This window comes from Bradyrhizobium sp. 604_D8_N2_3 (assembly GCF_051810765.1).
GTDB classification, from domain to species: Bacteria; Pseudomonadota; Alphaproteobacteria; order Rhizobiales; family Xanthobacteraceae; genus Bradyrhizobium; species Bradyrhizobium barranii.
Genome location: NZ_JBPWPM010000001.1, coordinates 1,359,903 through 1,372,553 on the forward strand (window position 1 = coordinate 1,359,903; position 12,651 = coordinate 1,372,553).

Genomic DNA, 12,651 nt, shown 5'->3' on the forward strand with positions numbered 1-12,651 from the left:
CCCTGTTTGACAGCTGCTGCTCATGGGTGGCTGGGCGCAGTGAACCAGCGCCGGACAGAATCCGGGGTAGCCACGAAGTGATCACCGGCGAACCGCACGGCAGCGGCCATCGGATCCGGGTCGCCGCCGATGCGATCCACTCGCGCCAGTGCCGCCGGCAAAGCGTGTCCGGCGGCTTCGATCGCGCCCCGTACGTCAGCGTCGGACAGTGCCGCGGATGGCATGAACCGGCCGCCGTACTGCATGAGGAAGCCCCGCGACCACATCTCCTGGAAAAACGCGTGGCCGAGTTCGGCGTCGGCAAACATGACGTCGAACATGGTAGGCCAGGCGAACGCCCACGCCTCGACCTGCTGGCCAACGAAGACCTCGTTGAGCCCCCTAATGAGTTGCTCGCCAACCTGACGCATCCGCGCCAGTGCGGTCCCGTCGCGCAGCGCGTCTAAGGTGCTCAGCGCGGCCGCGAACGGGGTAACCTCGCGCTGATAGGTGTTGCCCAGGTAGGTCTTTTCGGTGGCGTTGATCACGTCCGCCCGACCGGCCACCGCAGACAGCGCCATGCCGTTCGCCAGTCCTTTGCTCAGTGTGATCAGGTCGGGCGTGAGGCCGACTGCGGTGTGGTATCCGCCGAGGGCGTAGCGAAAGCCGGTCATAACCTCGTCCAGGATCAACAGGGCACCGTGCTGGTGCACCAGCGTCTGCAATCGCCGGTGGTATTCGGCAGGGAAGAAGTTGACCTCGGGGGTGATGATCACTGCGGCGACGCGCTGGACGTTGGCCAACTTCTCAAGCAGGTCCAGATCGTAGCGGAACTCCACGGTGTCCGGGTCCCGCCCGGGCAGCCCCATCGCTGGCCGGTCCTGTAAGTGCCAGTCGTGCCAGCCGTGATATCCGCTAGTAAGCACCAGGTTGACGCCAGTGTGCGCGCGGGCGAGGCGGACTGCGGCGGTGGTGGCGCACGAGCCTGTGCGGAAGAACACCGAGCGTTGCGCGACCGGGAAGATTTCCGCGAGCCGTTCGGCCACCTCGACCCGGTGCACGGACAACGGCCCGGGTAGGATGCCGCCGGTGCGGCGCATTTCCGTGGTGACGTGCGCGAGCACAGGTTCGTATCCGGCTCCCAACGGTGCGGCCCCGCTACATGAGGTGAAATCGACGTATTGTTTTCCATTAACATCCCAGACATGCGCGCCGGACGCGCGGCTCATCACCACTGGAAAACGCCGGTTAAGATCCCATTTCTCCGACGCGGTGATCCGCAGCGCGCGGCGGAGCGCGGTGTTTTGCGCGTCGGTCGCGGCGACGGTGGCACTGGGCGTGTTCATGGACATGAACGGTCTCCGGTTGATTCTTCGCACATGCGTCGGTCAGGCGAGCTGCGTGGCTATTCTTCGAGCGATGCGCAGCGCGTTCGCCTGAATAGTGAAGGTCGGGTTGACGCCTCCGGAATACGGAAAGAACCCGCCGTCCGCGACATAGAGATTGTCGATGTCGTGCACCCGACCCCAGCGGTCGACTACAGACTCTGTTGGATCGACCCCTGCTCGGCAGCCGCCATGCAGATGCCTGCTACCGAACTGATAGTTGGAATCCTGGTAATCGACTTTTTTCACGCCGGCTTCGGCCAGCAATTCCGACGCGCGTCGGGACAAATAGCCTAATCGGCGTTTGTCCAGCGGATGAGTCCAGTACTCAAGAATGATTTTCTGCAGACCTAGCCGATCTCGACTGTTGGCCAGTCGCACCGTGTTTTTGCGCATGGGCTGATCGGCCGCCAGGAAATGAAGCCGTAGCGCTATATTGCCGTCACAAACCGCCTGTTCGGCAGGACTGGCTTCGTAGATCATTCCGCCCAGCCCGGAGGGCGCCTCGTCGTCGAGGTAGTGATCCGACATTGCGACCGTGGAGAACGGGCCGCCCGGCGATCGCGCGGGCAGCCGGTCCAGCGTGGTGTTGCCGGACACGTAGCCACTGATTTTGAACGAGATGCCGCTGCCGACCATGCCAGTGGCATTGCCGATGCCGTTGGGCGCCATGGACTGCGCCGACCGTAGCAGCAAGGCGGCAGACTGCACCGCGTTGCCGGTGAGCACCACGCAGCGGGCGCGAACCCGAGCGCGTTGACTGGTGACGGTGTCCAGCCATTCCACCGAGTCCGCGCGGCTCACGTTGCCCAGATCGATACGCACGGCCTTGCTGCCCAGGGCAACTGTCAGTGCGCCGGGCGGCAGGGGTACGTCAGTGAACGGGGACCGCGCGTCGGCCCTCGCACCGGTCGGACACAGGTGTTCGTTGCAGGGGCCGCAGCAGTGACACGCCGGGCGGCCGCCATAGGGCAACGAGTTGATAGCCAGCGGGGTGGGGAACGGCAGCCGGCCTAGGCGTCCGCCCGCCTTGGCGATCAACAGGCCCTGTGGGCTGTACTCGTGCGGCGGCAGCACGGCGGGATCGCTGGGTGGCTCGAGCGGGTCCGCGCCAGGGAGCCGGGCCACCCCCGTCCGCCGTTCGAGCTCCTCGTAATAGGGGCGTAGTTCGGCGTAGTCGATCGGCCAGACTGGGTCGAGCGCGTCCGCGGCCACATGCGCTCGCGCGTCAAAATCGACGGTCCGATAACGGAAGGCGATCCCGGCGTACAGCGTCATTCCACCGCCGAGTGCCGACACGGTCCAGGGGCGCCCGAACGGCGTCAACGTCCCGGCAGGGGAGGGCACCAAGGCGTCATCGAAACCACTTTGGACAGTCGCCAGTGAAGCGCCGGGGGGAAGCGTCCGGCCTTCCTCGAGGACGAGCACCCGGAATCCGTTTCGAGCGATCTCGTGGGCGACTATCGAGCCACTGGCACCACTCCCGACAACGCATACGTCAACCGCACTGGTCATCATTGTGATACCTGGCCCCTCTAGCCGCAACTATCGCGTCCTGTGATATGCTTCCAAAACCGCTGTGGATCGAAGTGCCGCGAACCTCTTTGGCCTTGGTCTGTTCTTTAACTCGGCATCAGCGCTTTCTCTCCGTAATCCAAGATCCTGTCGTGCCGTTGATGTTCAGCTCAAATTGGCGCCTATTGCCCTACGGCGAGATAGAGCAACGGCCGTGCCAGCGCTCCTCGCGCGCATTAAGCGCCTGATTGTGCTTTGAAACAGTTCGCGATGCGCAGACGGCGCAGGGTGTTTTGAATCTCGCAGCTTTGTGCACCGCTGTCAGAAAGCGGACAAGGATCGAGGGGCTGATGCATCCGGACCTTGCCCCACGGACTTGATCCGGGTTGAAGGCAATTCCTTTTTGGCAATGCGCGCGGCGCCCTCGGAGACTTGCGGTGGGGTACCGCCAACTGCTGGAAGAGGATTTCACGGTCCACGCTTACAGCAAACTAACTGAGGCCGCCCGTCCATGCTGCCGAGGTCTATGGTCTCGGGGGCTGAGAGCCACAAAAAATTGACCCTGCGCCGGCAATTAGACAACGCCCGCGCGTGACCGGCGCGTGCCATGCTACGCATTTCGATCGGATCGCAAATTCGCATGTAGAGTCAGAACGCCGCGATACTTGCGCACGATTTCGATGTCAGCAACATGAGCTTCGTCCCCTTCTCGCGTAACCCACTCGCCGGACATTGACGGAGGCCACACCGATTTTCCACGACCTGGGCTTTGAGGAGGATGGGACTCTGGATCGCATTCACGGTCGAGACGCACCGAGATGGCTGAGACGAGGAGATCTCCAGAGAGCTAGAGTGGCGGCCTGGATTGCCGTGACGGGATTCTAGCCGCGAGAGAGGCCCGCGGTGCCCGTCGTGGAGAACCGCAATGTCCAGGCACAACCAAGTTTCGCAGAGCAGCTCCAGCCGGCAATTTTTATGACGAGATCTAGACTCATGTCGAGCTAGAGGCGGTGTGTGCCCTGGATCCAGGAACGGCCGTGGCGAAGGCGCCGCTTGCCATGCCTCACAATGCAGCAACACATCGGCGATATAGCGGCATTATTTGTCGGCCGGACTCAATTCGCAGCCATAGCGCCGCGCCATCTTGGTCGAGGCTCCCGTCTCGTCGATGAACACCAACCGATGGATGCCGATCTCAGGCTGAGATCCCTCCACGCCGCGCGCTCAGCGGCCACGTCCGGTCGATCCTGCTCGCTGGCGTGCGATGTTTTTTGAATGTGATGTTGTGGCGATCGAAGAATCGTCAGACCACGCTCGGCACGAACGCTCGCCTTGGACTTTGAAGAGATGGTCAGCGATCTCGGCCAGCGTCATGTCAGGCGTAGCTCTGACCAGGGAGAGGATCTCCGCAGCATGCCCCTCGATCCGAGCTAAACGCCGGTCTCCGCCCTGCGCTCCCGCCTCACAGGCGCCGGTGCTTCGCGACTCGCTGACCAGCTCCATCGCTGTCGATGGCGCCACGCCGAACCGGCTGGCGGCGCCCCGACAGCTCATGCCTTCATCCTCCACAGCCCGAATAATGCGAAGGCGAAGGTCCGGCGAGAGTGGTTTAGCCATGGGGGGCTGGCCTCCATCACCAGCCCTCAGGGTGAATCACGATTTGCCTCGCAAGGGAATCTGGAGGGTTCTGTGAGGTCGCGCTCACGCGAGGGCGCGGCAAGCGCTTATCACGCGACCTCATTGAAGCCGGATTGAACGAAGGCGCGGGAGGGTGAGCACGGTGGTGAGGCTATGGGGATTGTTCGAGATCGCAACTAGCTATCGGCAGACTGTGCATCTGAAGCGGAGACGTGCTGGCTGCGCATCGGCGGCAATTTGAGACCGGGAGCGTTTTGCAGGCGGTCGCGATCGATGGTCCGCTGCATTGAATGGTTGTCGTCGCGCGGTGTGGCCGCACGGCTTCGACCGCGTCGGCGGTGATCGAGACGCTGGGAATGATGATCGTCGTGCAGGGCACGAACTGGCTCACGACGTGTCGCATCGGAACGGTGGGGTTCGAGGGCTGGAGCGGCTGCAGCTGTGTCGAAAGCGCTCGACGATGCGCATGACGCCCCCACAATCGGGACAGGCAGGAACCTCGGCCCGGGTATGGAGGGCCGAATCCAAGGGCGACGGCTCGGCATTGTTTGGCGCTGTCCGCTCATCATCGAGAAGTTTGCGGCAGAGGGCGAGTTTGGCAGCGCGATGGCCGTTGGCCATGAAGCCGAAGTGGCGGATGCGATGGAAGCCGTCGGGCAGCGTGTGAAGAAAGGAAGCGGCGGATGAACTCGTCGGGCTTGAGCCTCATGATTTTTGTCGCGCCGTTCTGGCGGTAGTCCTTCCAGGTAAAGGCGACGTGATCCTCGTCGAGGGCTACGAGCCGGCCGTTGGCGATGGCGACGCGATGGGTGTAGCGGCCGAGATAGGCCAGCACCTGTGCGGGCCCGCCGAAGGGCCGCTTGGCGTAAACAACCCAGTTGATGCGTCGCATGACGTCGAGGTGGGCCGCGAAGGCAGCCGGCTCGGCCAGAGCTCCGAGATCGCCGAAGAAACGCAAGGCACCGGAGTTGAAGGCTGCCGACAGACGTTTGAGAAAAAGTGTGCGAAATAGTCTGGACAACGGTTTGACGGCCAGGAAGAAGTTCGGTCGGCAAGCGATCCAGCGCGCGCCATCGGGCGAGAGCCACCACTCGGAACGACGCAGTGGACGTGGGGATGATGCATCAGCGCCTGTCCCCAGGTGTGGAGGACGGCGACGCCGCCGATCGCACCGCCGAGCCGGCGTGGATTGGCGGTGAGCGTCGTCATCGCCTCGGCGGCAGCCTTGAACAGGATGGCATAGACGACGGCCTTTCTGGAAAGCGATCGCGGCGATCGGTGCGGGAAGTGTAAAGACGACGTGGAAATAGGGAACCGGAAGCAGGTCGGCTTGACGCGCGGCGAGCCACGCGGCTCGGGCTCTCCCCTGACACTTCGGACAGTGCCGGTTGCGGCAGGAATTATAGGCAACGCGTGTCGTGCCGCAGTCGTCGCAAGCCTCCACGTGGCCACCGAGCGCCTCGGTCCGGCACGCCACGATCGCGCTCATCACGCGCCGCTCGGCCCGACCGAGATGACCGGCATGTACACGGCGATAGGCGTCGCCATGCCGGCGCAGAATATCGGCAATCTCGATGGCGGGCCTGTTGGAGCGGCTGTCGGAGCGGGTCATGACCCGCTTCCCGCCGCGGATCATCCAGGTGGCGTCACCTCCAGCGACAGGCGATCGAGCGGGCTCTGGGTCGCTCGGATCGTATCGGTGGCGACCTGCGTGTAGCGCGCCGTCGACGACAAATTATTGTGTCCGAGCAAGACCTGAATGATCCGGATATCGGTTCCGTTCTCGAGAAGATGTGTCGCGAAGCTGTGGCGCAGCGTGTGGAGCGTGACGCGCTTGGTCAGGCCTGCAGCCTTCACCGCCGACCGGCAGGCGGCATGCAACACGGTCTGATCGATCGGATGATCTTCGTCACGGCCAGGAAACAGATAAAGCCGCGGCCGGGCGAGCCGCCAGTAGGTGCGCAGGATGCCCAGCAGCTGGGGCGACAGCATCACGTTGCGATCCTTCGCGCCCTTGCCGTGGCGCACCTGGATGACGCCGCGGGCGCTGTCGATGTCTTCGATCCGCAGTCCCGCAACCTCCGAGGCCCTGAGCCCGGCCGCATAGGCGGTGGTGAGCGCGGCGCGGCTCTTCAGGCTCGATACCGCTTCAAGAAACTGAACCACTTCGTCGGCGCTGAGCACGACCGGCAGCTTGCGCGGTTCTCGCGCATAGGGAATGCGCTCTGGGATGAGCGCCTCGCCGAGCGTGACGCCGTAGAAAAACCGTAGCGCACAGACAATCTGGTTCAGCGCCGGCCATGATATGCCGGTCGAGACCAGATGCACCTGGAAGGCGCGGACGTCTTCCAGCTCTAACCGATCAGGTGATCGGCCAAAATAGCGGCTGAACTTCGAAACCGCGCTGATGTAGGATCGCTGCGTCGCCGGCGACAGATTGCGGACGGTCATGTCTTCGATCATGCGGCGGCGAAGAGGGCTCAAATCCGCCATCTCGATACTCCTGTCTGAGGGGGTGGGCTCCAACACCCACATCCTCTCAGCCAGGAGGCGAACTACGCCACCTTGGCCCTTACGCCGCGGCAGCGGCTTCGTTCAATCCCTTCCGATTCCGCCAGGTCGGAAATGCTCTAGCCTCCACGTTAGACTGTACTGAGTCTGGCGTCCTTCGAATGCAGGAGCTGCTCCTTCAACTGCACGATCGACATGTTGCCTTAGGCAATTTTAAGCGTGTCGCCGCCGATCTCGCGGTTGCAAGGGCAGAGCTCATCAGTCTGTATCGCATCCAGAACGCGTAGCGTGTCCTTTGGGCTCCGGCCGACATTGAGGCTTGTCGCATAGACATGCTGGATCGTGTTCTCAGGATCGACGATGAAGGTGTAGCGATGCGCGATGCCGTCACGCGAGCGCACTCCAAGGCCATCGACCAGTGCGCCCTTGGTGTCGGCAAACTGCCAGATCGATAGACGGTGCAGGTCCTTGTGCTCACGCCGCCAGGCGAGCTTGCAGAACTCGTTATCGGTCGAGCCACCAAGCACGACTGCATCGCGATCGGCGAAATCCTTGGACAGGCGGGCAAACTCAGCGATTTCGGTTGGGCAGACGAATGTGAAATCCTTCGGGTAAAAGAAGATGACTTTCCATTTGCCGGGGAAACTCCTCTCAGTCAGGGTCTCGAAGGCGCTCTGCCCGTTCTCCTCTTGCTGGTGAAAGCCGGGCTTTACGCCTGTGATGTCGAACGGCGGCAACTTACTTCCAATTCCAGGCATATTGTCCTCTCAATATCGCGTCACGCGGAAACAGCGTTTCGCGACCAGCAAAGCAAGCGATATGCCACCCCGATCCAACGGCAAGTACCCGACATGCCGGTCGTGAAACATTCGCCTTTGATGATGGCGGTGTCCTCGAACCCGATCTGCACCGTGTGGTCTCCTCAATCGTCTCGGGCTTAAGGCCCGGCATTCCCCGTTCCGCGCTCTTTCGCCCGGCGCTCGTAGTGGAATCCACGCGCCGGGGCTTTGTCCGGTTTCTGTCAAAGCCCTTGCCGCTGTCGGGTCCGCCACCGCATCCGGTCTTGGACGCCGCGCTATTAGTCCAGCATGCTCAGACGCTTAATGCGCGTGCGAACGAAATGGCACGCCAGTTGCTAAATGGATGCAGCAACAACGAGTGAGGGCTGAGGGCACGCCGACGCCGATGGCGAGCGATGGCCTCCTTCCCGAAACCCGTGTGCCCACGTTTCTGAGAGAGAAACAGCCTCGCGCATTCGGCGCGAAAAAATTGGCAATCGGTTGATGGAGAGCAACATGTCTTCGCTGAGACAAATCGCGTTTTATGGCAAGGGTGGCATCGGTAAATCGACAACGTCGCAAAATACGCTGGCGGCCCTTGCAGAGCTGGGCCAAAGGATTCTGATCGTCGGCTGTGATCCCAAAGCGGATTCGACTCGCCTCATCCTGCACGCCAAAGCGCAGGACACCATTCTGAGCCTCGCGGCGAATGCCGGCAGTGTCGAGGACCTCGAAATCGAGGACGTCATCAAGCTCGGCTACAAGGACATTCGATGCGTCGAGTCCGGCGGTCCGGAGCCGGGGGTCGGTTGTGCCGGAAGAGGCGTGATTACTTCGATCAACTTTCTCGAGGAGAATGGCGCCTATGAGGACATCGACTACGTCTCTTACGACGTGCTCGGCGACGTCGTCTGCGGCGGCTTCGCGATGCCTATCCGCGAGAATAAGGCACAGGAAATCTACATCGTGATGTCCGGCGAGATGATGGCGATGTATGCCGCTAACAACATCTCCAAGGGTATTCTGAAGTATGCGAATTCCGGCGGCGTGCGCCTCGGCGGCCTGATCTGCAACGAGCGGCAGACCGACAAGGAGCTGGAGCTTGCGGATGCTCTTGCCAAGAAGCTCGGCAGCCGGCTGATCTACTTCGTGCCGCGCGACAATGTCGTGCAGCACGCGGAGCTGCGCCGCATGACTGTGCTGGAATACGCGCCAGAGTCCAAGCAGGCGGATCACTATCGCAATCTCGCGACCAAGATCCACAATAATGCTGGACAAGGCGCTATCCCGACGCCAATCAGCATGGACGAGCTCGAGGATATGCTCATGGAGCACGGCATCATCAAGCCTGTCGACGAGAGCCTGGTCGGCAAGACCGCCGCCGAGCTTGCCGCTGTTTCGGCATAGTTCATGTTGTCGGCCTTCTCGACCGGGGAAGGCCGACATCATCCACTCAGAAGCTGGGGGACCTTCATGATTGGTACACAAAGAAAATTGGCCGATACGATGTCACCTCCTGTATCGGCGGCTCACGTCGCCGAGCAGCGCGATGCGAGTGAGCTCTACGGCCTTCTGACCGGGCGCCATCCAGCAGATGTCGACATCAGCGACAATGACGATTTCGATCGCCATGTGCTCGCTTGCATTCTTGCCACATCCGCTATGGATGTCGGCCAACTTCCCGAACGGGCTGGCTTGACCAACCAGGAGCTCAATGTGCTCTTGGTGCAATACTTCCCATCCACGCCGATCAGGAGCTGTACCTGGCGCGAACAGTCCGCGTTACCGTCTCCTGACGAGACGATTATGGTGCGCGACCTCCTGCTTGCGCAACGTTCCACCCATGGCGAGGTCGGCGGCTGGTTGGCGACGATGATCGCGCGGCGCGCCATGGAGCCTAATCACTTGTGGGAAGATCTCGGTCTGCGGAAGCGGGACGAATTGTCCCGCCTCCTGACGCGCCATTTCGCGCCGCTAGCGGCTCGCAACACCAAGAACATGCGCTGGAAGCGCTTCTTCTATCGCATGCTATGCGAAGATGACGGCCTGGTGATGTGTACCGCGCCGGTCTGCACGGAATGCAATGATTTTGATCTTTGCTTCGGCGAGGAGAGCGGCGAGAGCCGGATGGCCGGACGCCGGCGGGATCATCTGCGTCGTCTCGATGACTCCGTCCAAGCGATCCCAAGTTCGCAAGACTGAGCTCATCATGGATTGCCCCTCGTCGGCGCGATTCCCGGTATATCGGACGAGCTTTCGGCCAGCTGTCACAAGAGGAGACTGAGGGTATGAAAAGACAACTGGGATAAACGATTGCGCGCAGCCGGCCTAAGGCCGACGCGGATGCGCCTGATGATCGCGGGTTGATATTTGGCGGAGGCGGCCGTCACATTCACCGGCCGAGATATTCTATGTTGACGCGCGATCGAGGCCAACATCCGGCTCTCGATCGCACCCGCTGAATTTGTTTACGAACGCCGACCTGTGGTTGGACCGAACCCGGCGGCTCAAAACTCTTCTTCGACGCGCATCCCAGAATGCGGCCGCCTTCCCCGAAGTGCTGCAGCTTGAGGTGAGACCCGAACCGTTGCCCGGCTAGGAAGCTTCCAAGCTCGGCACCTGCCTTCAACTCAGTCGCAAGCGCACCGAACCTCACGCTCCGCCGTTTCCACCCTGTCGGAATTGCGACACACTCGAGTCATCTAAAATTCGACGTCCGTCAGAGGCTCTTGGGAATTCGAACGGGTTGGCACGGCAGTTGCTGAAGAGTTTCCGGAATAAACATACGGAGCCGCTGATGGCGTTCGCTGCCGCGATCACCGGGCCCGACAAAGATCGGTCGAGGTCCATAGTCCTTAATGACGCTACGTTGCGCGACGGCGAACAGGCGCCCGGCGTGGCGTTCACGACAACGGAAAAGGTATCGATCGCGCGTGCTCTAGCGGCGGCCGGGGTCACGGAGATCGAGGCCGGCACGCCGGCGATGGGTCACGAAGAGATAACCGCGATCCCAGCGGTCGCCGAAGCGGGCCTTGCGGCCACGACCATTGGCTGGTGCCGGATGAAACCCGCGGACGTCGATGCGGCGATCGAGGCCGGCGTTTCGATGGTCAACCTATCGATTCCATCGTCTGACGTGCAGATTGCGGCGAAACTCGGTGGCGGCCGTTTAGCCGCGCTGGAGCGGGTGAAGCGCGTCGTGAGCTACGCTCGCGACAAGCGACTGGATGTTGCGGTGGGTGGCGAAGACTCCTCGCGTGTTCGAACAAAAAGGCCCGGTTGCCCAGGAAACGGTGGTGGCGATCTGGCGCGACATTCACGAGAGCTCGCTGGTCAACGGCCGGTGATCGGTTGGTCAGCCATGCGCGTCGCGTGATCGGGTTGGAACGTTCGAGCCTGGATGGTTTCCGGGCGCAGATCTAGATGGAGGTTGACAATGACGACGGACGGGATCCTTGCGCAATTGAACAAGGCGTCGGCGGCAGAGGAGTTTTTTGCACTGCTCGGCGTCGAGTACGATGCGAAAATCATCGACGTGGCGCGGCTTCACATCCTGCGTCGCATGGGTCAATATCTCGCGGATGAGGAGCTTGCCGGTGCATCCGATCCTGACATCGCCTCGCGTTGCAAGGCCACGCTTGAGCGCGCCTATGCCGACTTCGTCACGTCCTCCCCAATCGAACAGCGCGTGTTCAAGGTCCTGAAGGATGCGGCCGCACCACAACCGAACAAGCATCCAGCATTGGTCCAGCTCGGTTCCTTGGAGTGAATTGAGTTTATATCTCGTGCTCTGGACCGTGAAGGTTCGGAGAACCTGCCAGCCACCGAAGGTATCGAATTCAAGCGAAAGTTGAAGTTGCCGCCCCGCGGATCCGCAGCTTCAACACTCGGCTCGTTAAGGGCCAATCACGGCTCAGCCCTGGTATTTCCATCCTTAGCTGGTGCTCATGGTGCATCTATCTCCTGCGACGGTTCGGCAGCGGAGAGCGCACATTTGGCGAGGAAAGCGCATCATGATTCGGATGACTGTCTTCTGTCGCATTCCGGACATCGGTCAGCACGGTTATCGAATGTTCCGATCTTCGCGAGAGGCTGCCAATCCGATTTCCTTCAGTAAGAGTCTGTATTGGCGGTCAATTTTCATCACCTGCGCAATTGGTACGACAATTGCTGACATATGCTCAGCTAGTCTGGAGAAGCGCATGCACCTCTTGGTCCGTATCGATTTCGTTGGTGACGCCGCGCAGCTTCGCGCGCGCTGCCTGTCGGCACCATGATGCGTGGCGACGCCAAAACGATGGTCGCATATTTCGGCCTGGCTGAGCTGAAAGCTGCGCTTGATCCGCGCCAAAGGTTCGTCGACGAAATCACCGCCGTTGGTCGATCCATGGCCGAGGTTTCGCCGGGGCAGGCCTTGCTCTCCAGCGCCGACCATGCGGCGCCGTTGACGGGCGGCTTGACCGCCGGTGCTCGTGCCTTCGCCAAGAGTTGCGGGCTTGTCGCTGCAATAGGCAAGATCTCGAGGGCATTCGGAGCGGGGGAGCGCGTTTTCACCGGCAGGCACGCGGCCGAGCCGAGGCTCTGGCAGATCCTCGATCTGTTCCGGCTCGCTTGCATCTCGAAGATGAGGGGGATCAATCGATCGGCTCGCGTGACCCGCGTGGTTGGGTGCCTTACCAGTGCCCGTTGCCAAATGGCGGCCCCAGAATGCCGAACCCGGAAAGAACCCGAAACGCGTGCTTTCGGGCTCGTCGACACATTGAGCAATGTCTGTCTCGGCCCCGCGCTGCTGCCAAGCGGTGCTGACAGAATGGCGGCGGGCACGCGGCCGAACTTTTAACTGA

General features: G+C 61.7%; 8 protein-coding genes and 3 pseudogenes. 5 read left to right on the top strand and 6 right to left on the bottom strand.

The genetic code is table 11. From position 1 onward, the window contains the following. Nucleotides 1-20: 20 nt before the first annotated feature. The 6 genes and pseudogenes from AB7245_RS06365 to AB7245_RS06390 form a co-directional block, all read right to left on the bottom strand. A complete protein-coding gene (locus AB7245_RS06365) occupies nt 21-1,331 on the bottom strand; it encodes an aminotransferase class III-fold pyridoxal phosphate-dependent enzyme (protein WP_439033968.1) in 1,311 nt (436 codons plus the stop codon). A gap of 36 nt (nt 1,332-1,367) precedes the next feature. Next, nucleotides 1,368-2,642 carry a GMC oxidoreductase gene (locus tag AB7245_RS06370; protein WP_439035703.1) on the bottom strand — a complete coding sequence of 425 codons (1,275 nt, stop codon included), beginning with the start codon at nt 2,640-2,642 and terminating at the stop codon, nt 1,368-1,370. 51 nt (nt 2,643-2,693) lie between these two features. Beyond that, nucleotides 2,694-2,882, bottom strand: a pseudogene (locus AB7245_RS06375) (FAD-dependent oxidoreductase); the annotation flags it as partial. A gap of 2,022 nt (nt 2,883-4,904) precedes the next feature. Next, nucleotides 4,905-6,129: pseudogene (locus AB7245_RS06380) on the bottom strand (IS91 family transposase). Between the two features lie 20 nt (nt 6,130-6,149). After that, nucleotides 6,150-7,010, bottom strand: a complete 861-nt coding sequence (locus AB7245_RS06385; protein WP_029085027.1) for a tyrosine-type recombinase/integrase — start codon at nt 7,008-7,010, stop codon at nt 6,150-6,152. 221 nt (nt 7,011-7,231) lie between these two features. Then, nucleotides 7,232-7,786 carry a peroxiredoxin gene (locus tag AB7245_RS06390; RefSeq protein ID WP_439033969.1) on the bottom strand — a complete coding sequence of 185 codons (555 nt, stop codon included), beginning with the start codon at nt 7,784-7,786 and terminating at the stop codon, nt 7,232-7,234. A gap of 537 nt (nt 7,787-8,323) precedes the next feature. Here AB7245_RS06390 and nifH point away from each other — a divergent pair. The 5 genes and pseudogenes from nifH (at nt 8,324) to AB7245_RS06415 (ending at nt 12,647) form a co-directional block, all read left to right on the top strand. Further along, a complete protein-coding gene (gene nifH / locus AB7245_RS06395; protein ID WP_026233535.1) occupies nt 8,324-9,214 on the top strand; it encodes a nitrogenase iron protein in 891 nt (296 codons plus the stop codon). A 66-nt stretch (nt 9,215-9,280) separates the two neighbouring features. After that, nucleotides 9,281-10,009: a nitrogen fixation protein NifQ gene (locus tag AB7245_RS06400; RefSeq protein ID WP_439033970.1), complete on the top strand. Its 729-nt coding sequence runs from the start codon at nt 9,281-9,283 to the stop codon at nt 10,007-10,009. A gap of 595 nt (nt 10,010-10,604) precedes the next feature. Continuing rightward, nucleotides 10,605-11,066: pseudogene (locus AB7245_RS06405) on the top strand (homocitrate synthase); the annotation flags it as partial. A 177-nt stretch (nt 11,067-11,243) separates the two neighbouring features. Next, nucleotides 11,244-11,576, top strand: coding sequence for a nitrogenase stabilizing/protective protein NifW (nifW, locus tag AB7245_RS06410; protein ID WP_439033971.1), 333 nt, complete (start codon nt 11,244-11,246; stop codon nt 11,574-11,576). 504 nt (nt 11,577-12,080) lie between these two features. Next, the gene (locus tag AB7245_RS06415) at nt 12,081-12,647 is read left to right on the top strand and encodes a hypothetical protein (protein WP_439033972.1); all 567 of its coding nucleotides are present in this window, start codon (nt 12,081-12,083) and stop codon (nt 12,645-12,647) included. Nucleotides 12,648-12,651 lie beyond the last annotated feature (4 nt).

Excerpts from the sequence above, each read along its gene's own strand:
- AB7245_RS06365 (WP_439033968.1), bottom strand. The coding sequence starts at position 1,331 with ATGTCCATGAACACGCCCAGTGCCACCGTCGCCGCGACCGACGCGCAA.
- AB7245_RS06370 (WP_439035703.1), bottom strand. The coding sequence starts at position 2,642 with ATGACGCTGTACGCCGGGATCGCCTTCCGTTATCGGACCGTCGATTTT.
- AB7245_RS06385 (WP_029085027.1), bottom strand. The coding sequence starts at position 7,010 with ATGGCGGATTTGAGCCCTCTTCGCCGCCGCATGATCGAAGACATGACC.
- AB7245_RS06390 (WP_439033969.1), bottom strand. The coding sequence starts at position 7,786 with ATGCCTGGAATTGGAAGTAAGTTGCCGCCGTTCGACATCACAGGCGTA.
- nifH (WP_026233535.1), top strand. The coding sequence starts at position 8,324 with ATGTCTTCGCTGAGACAAATCGCGTTTTATGGCAAGGGTGGCATCGGT.
- AB7245_RS06400 (WP_439033970.1), top strand. The coding sequence starts at position 9,281 with ATGATTGGTACACAAAGAAAATTGGCCGATACGATGTCACCTCCTGTA.
- nifW (WP_439033971.1), top strand. The coding sequence starts at position 11,244 with ATGACGACGGACGGGATCCTTGCGCAATTGAACAAGGCGTCGGCGGCA.
- AB7245_RS06415 (WP_439033972.1), top strand. The coding sequence starts at position 12,081 with ATGATGCGTGGCGACGCCAAAACGATGGTCGCATATTTCGGCCTGGCT.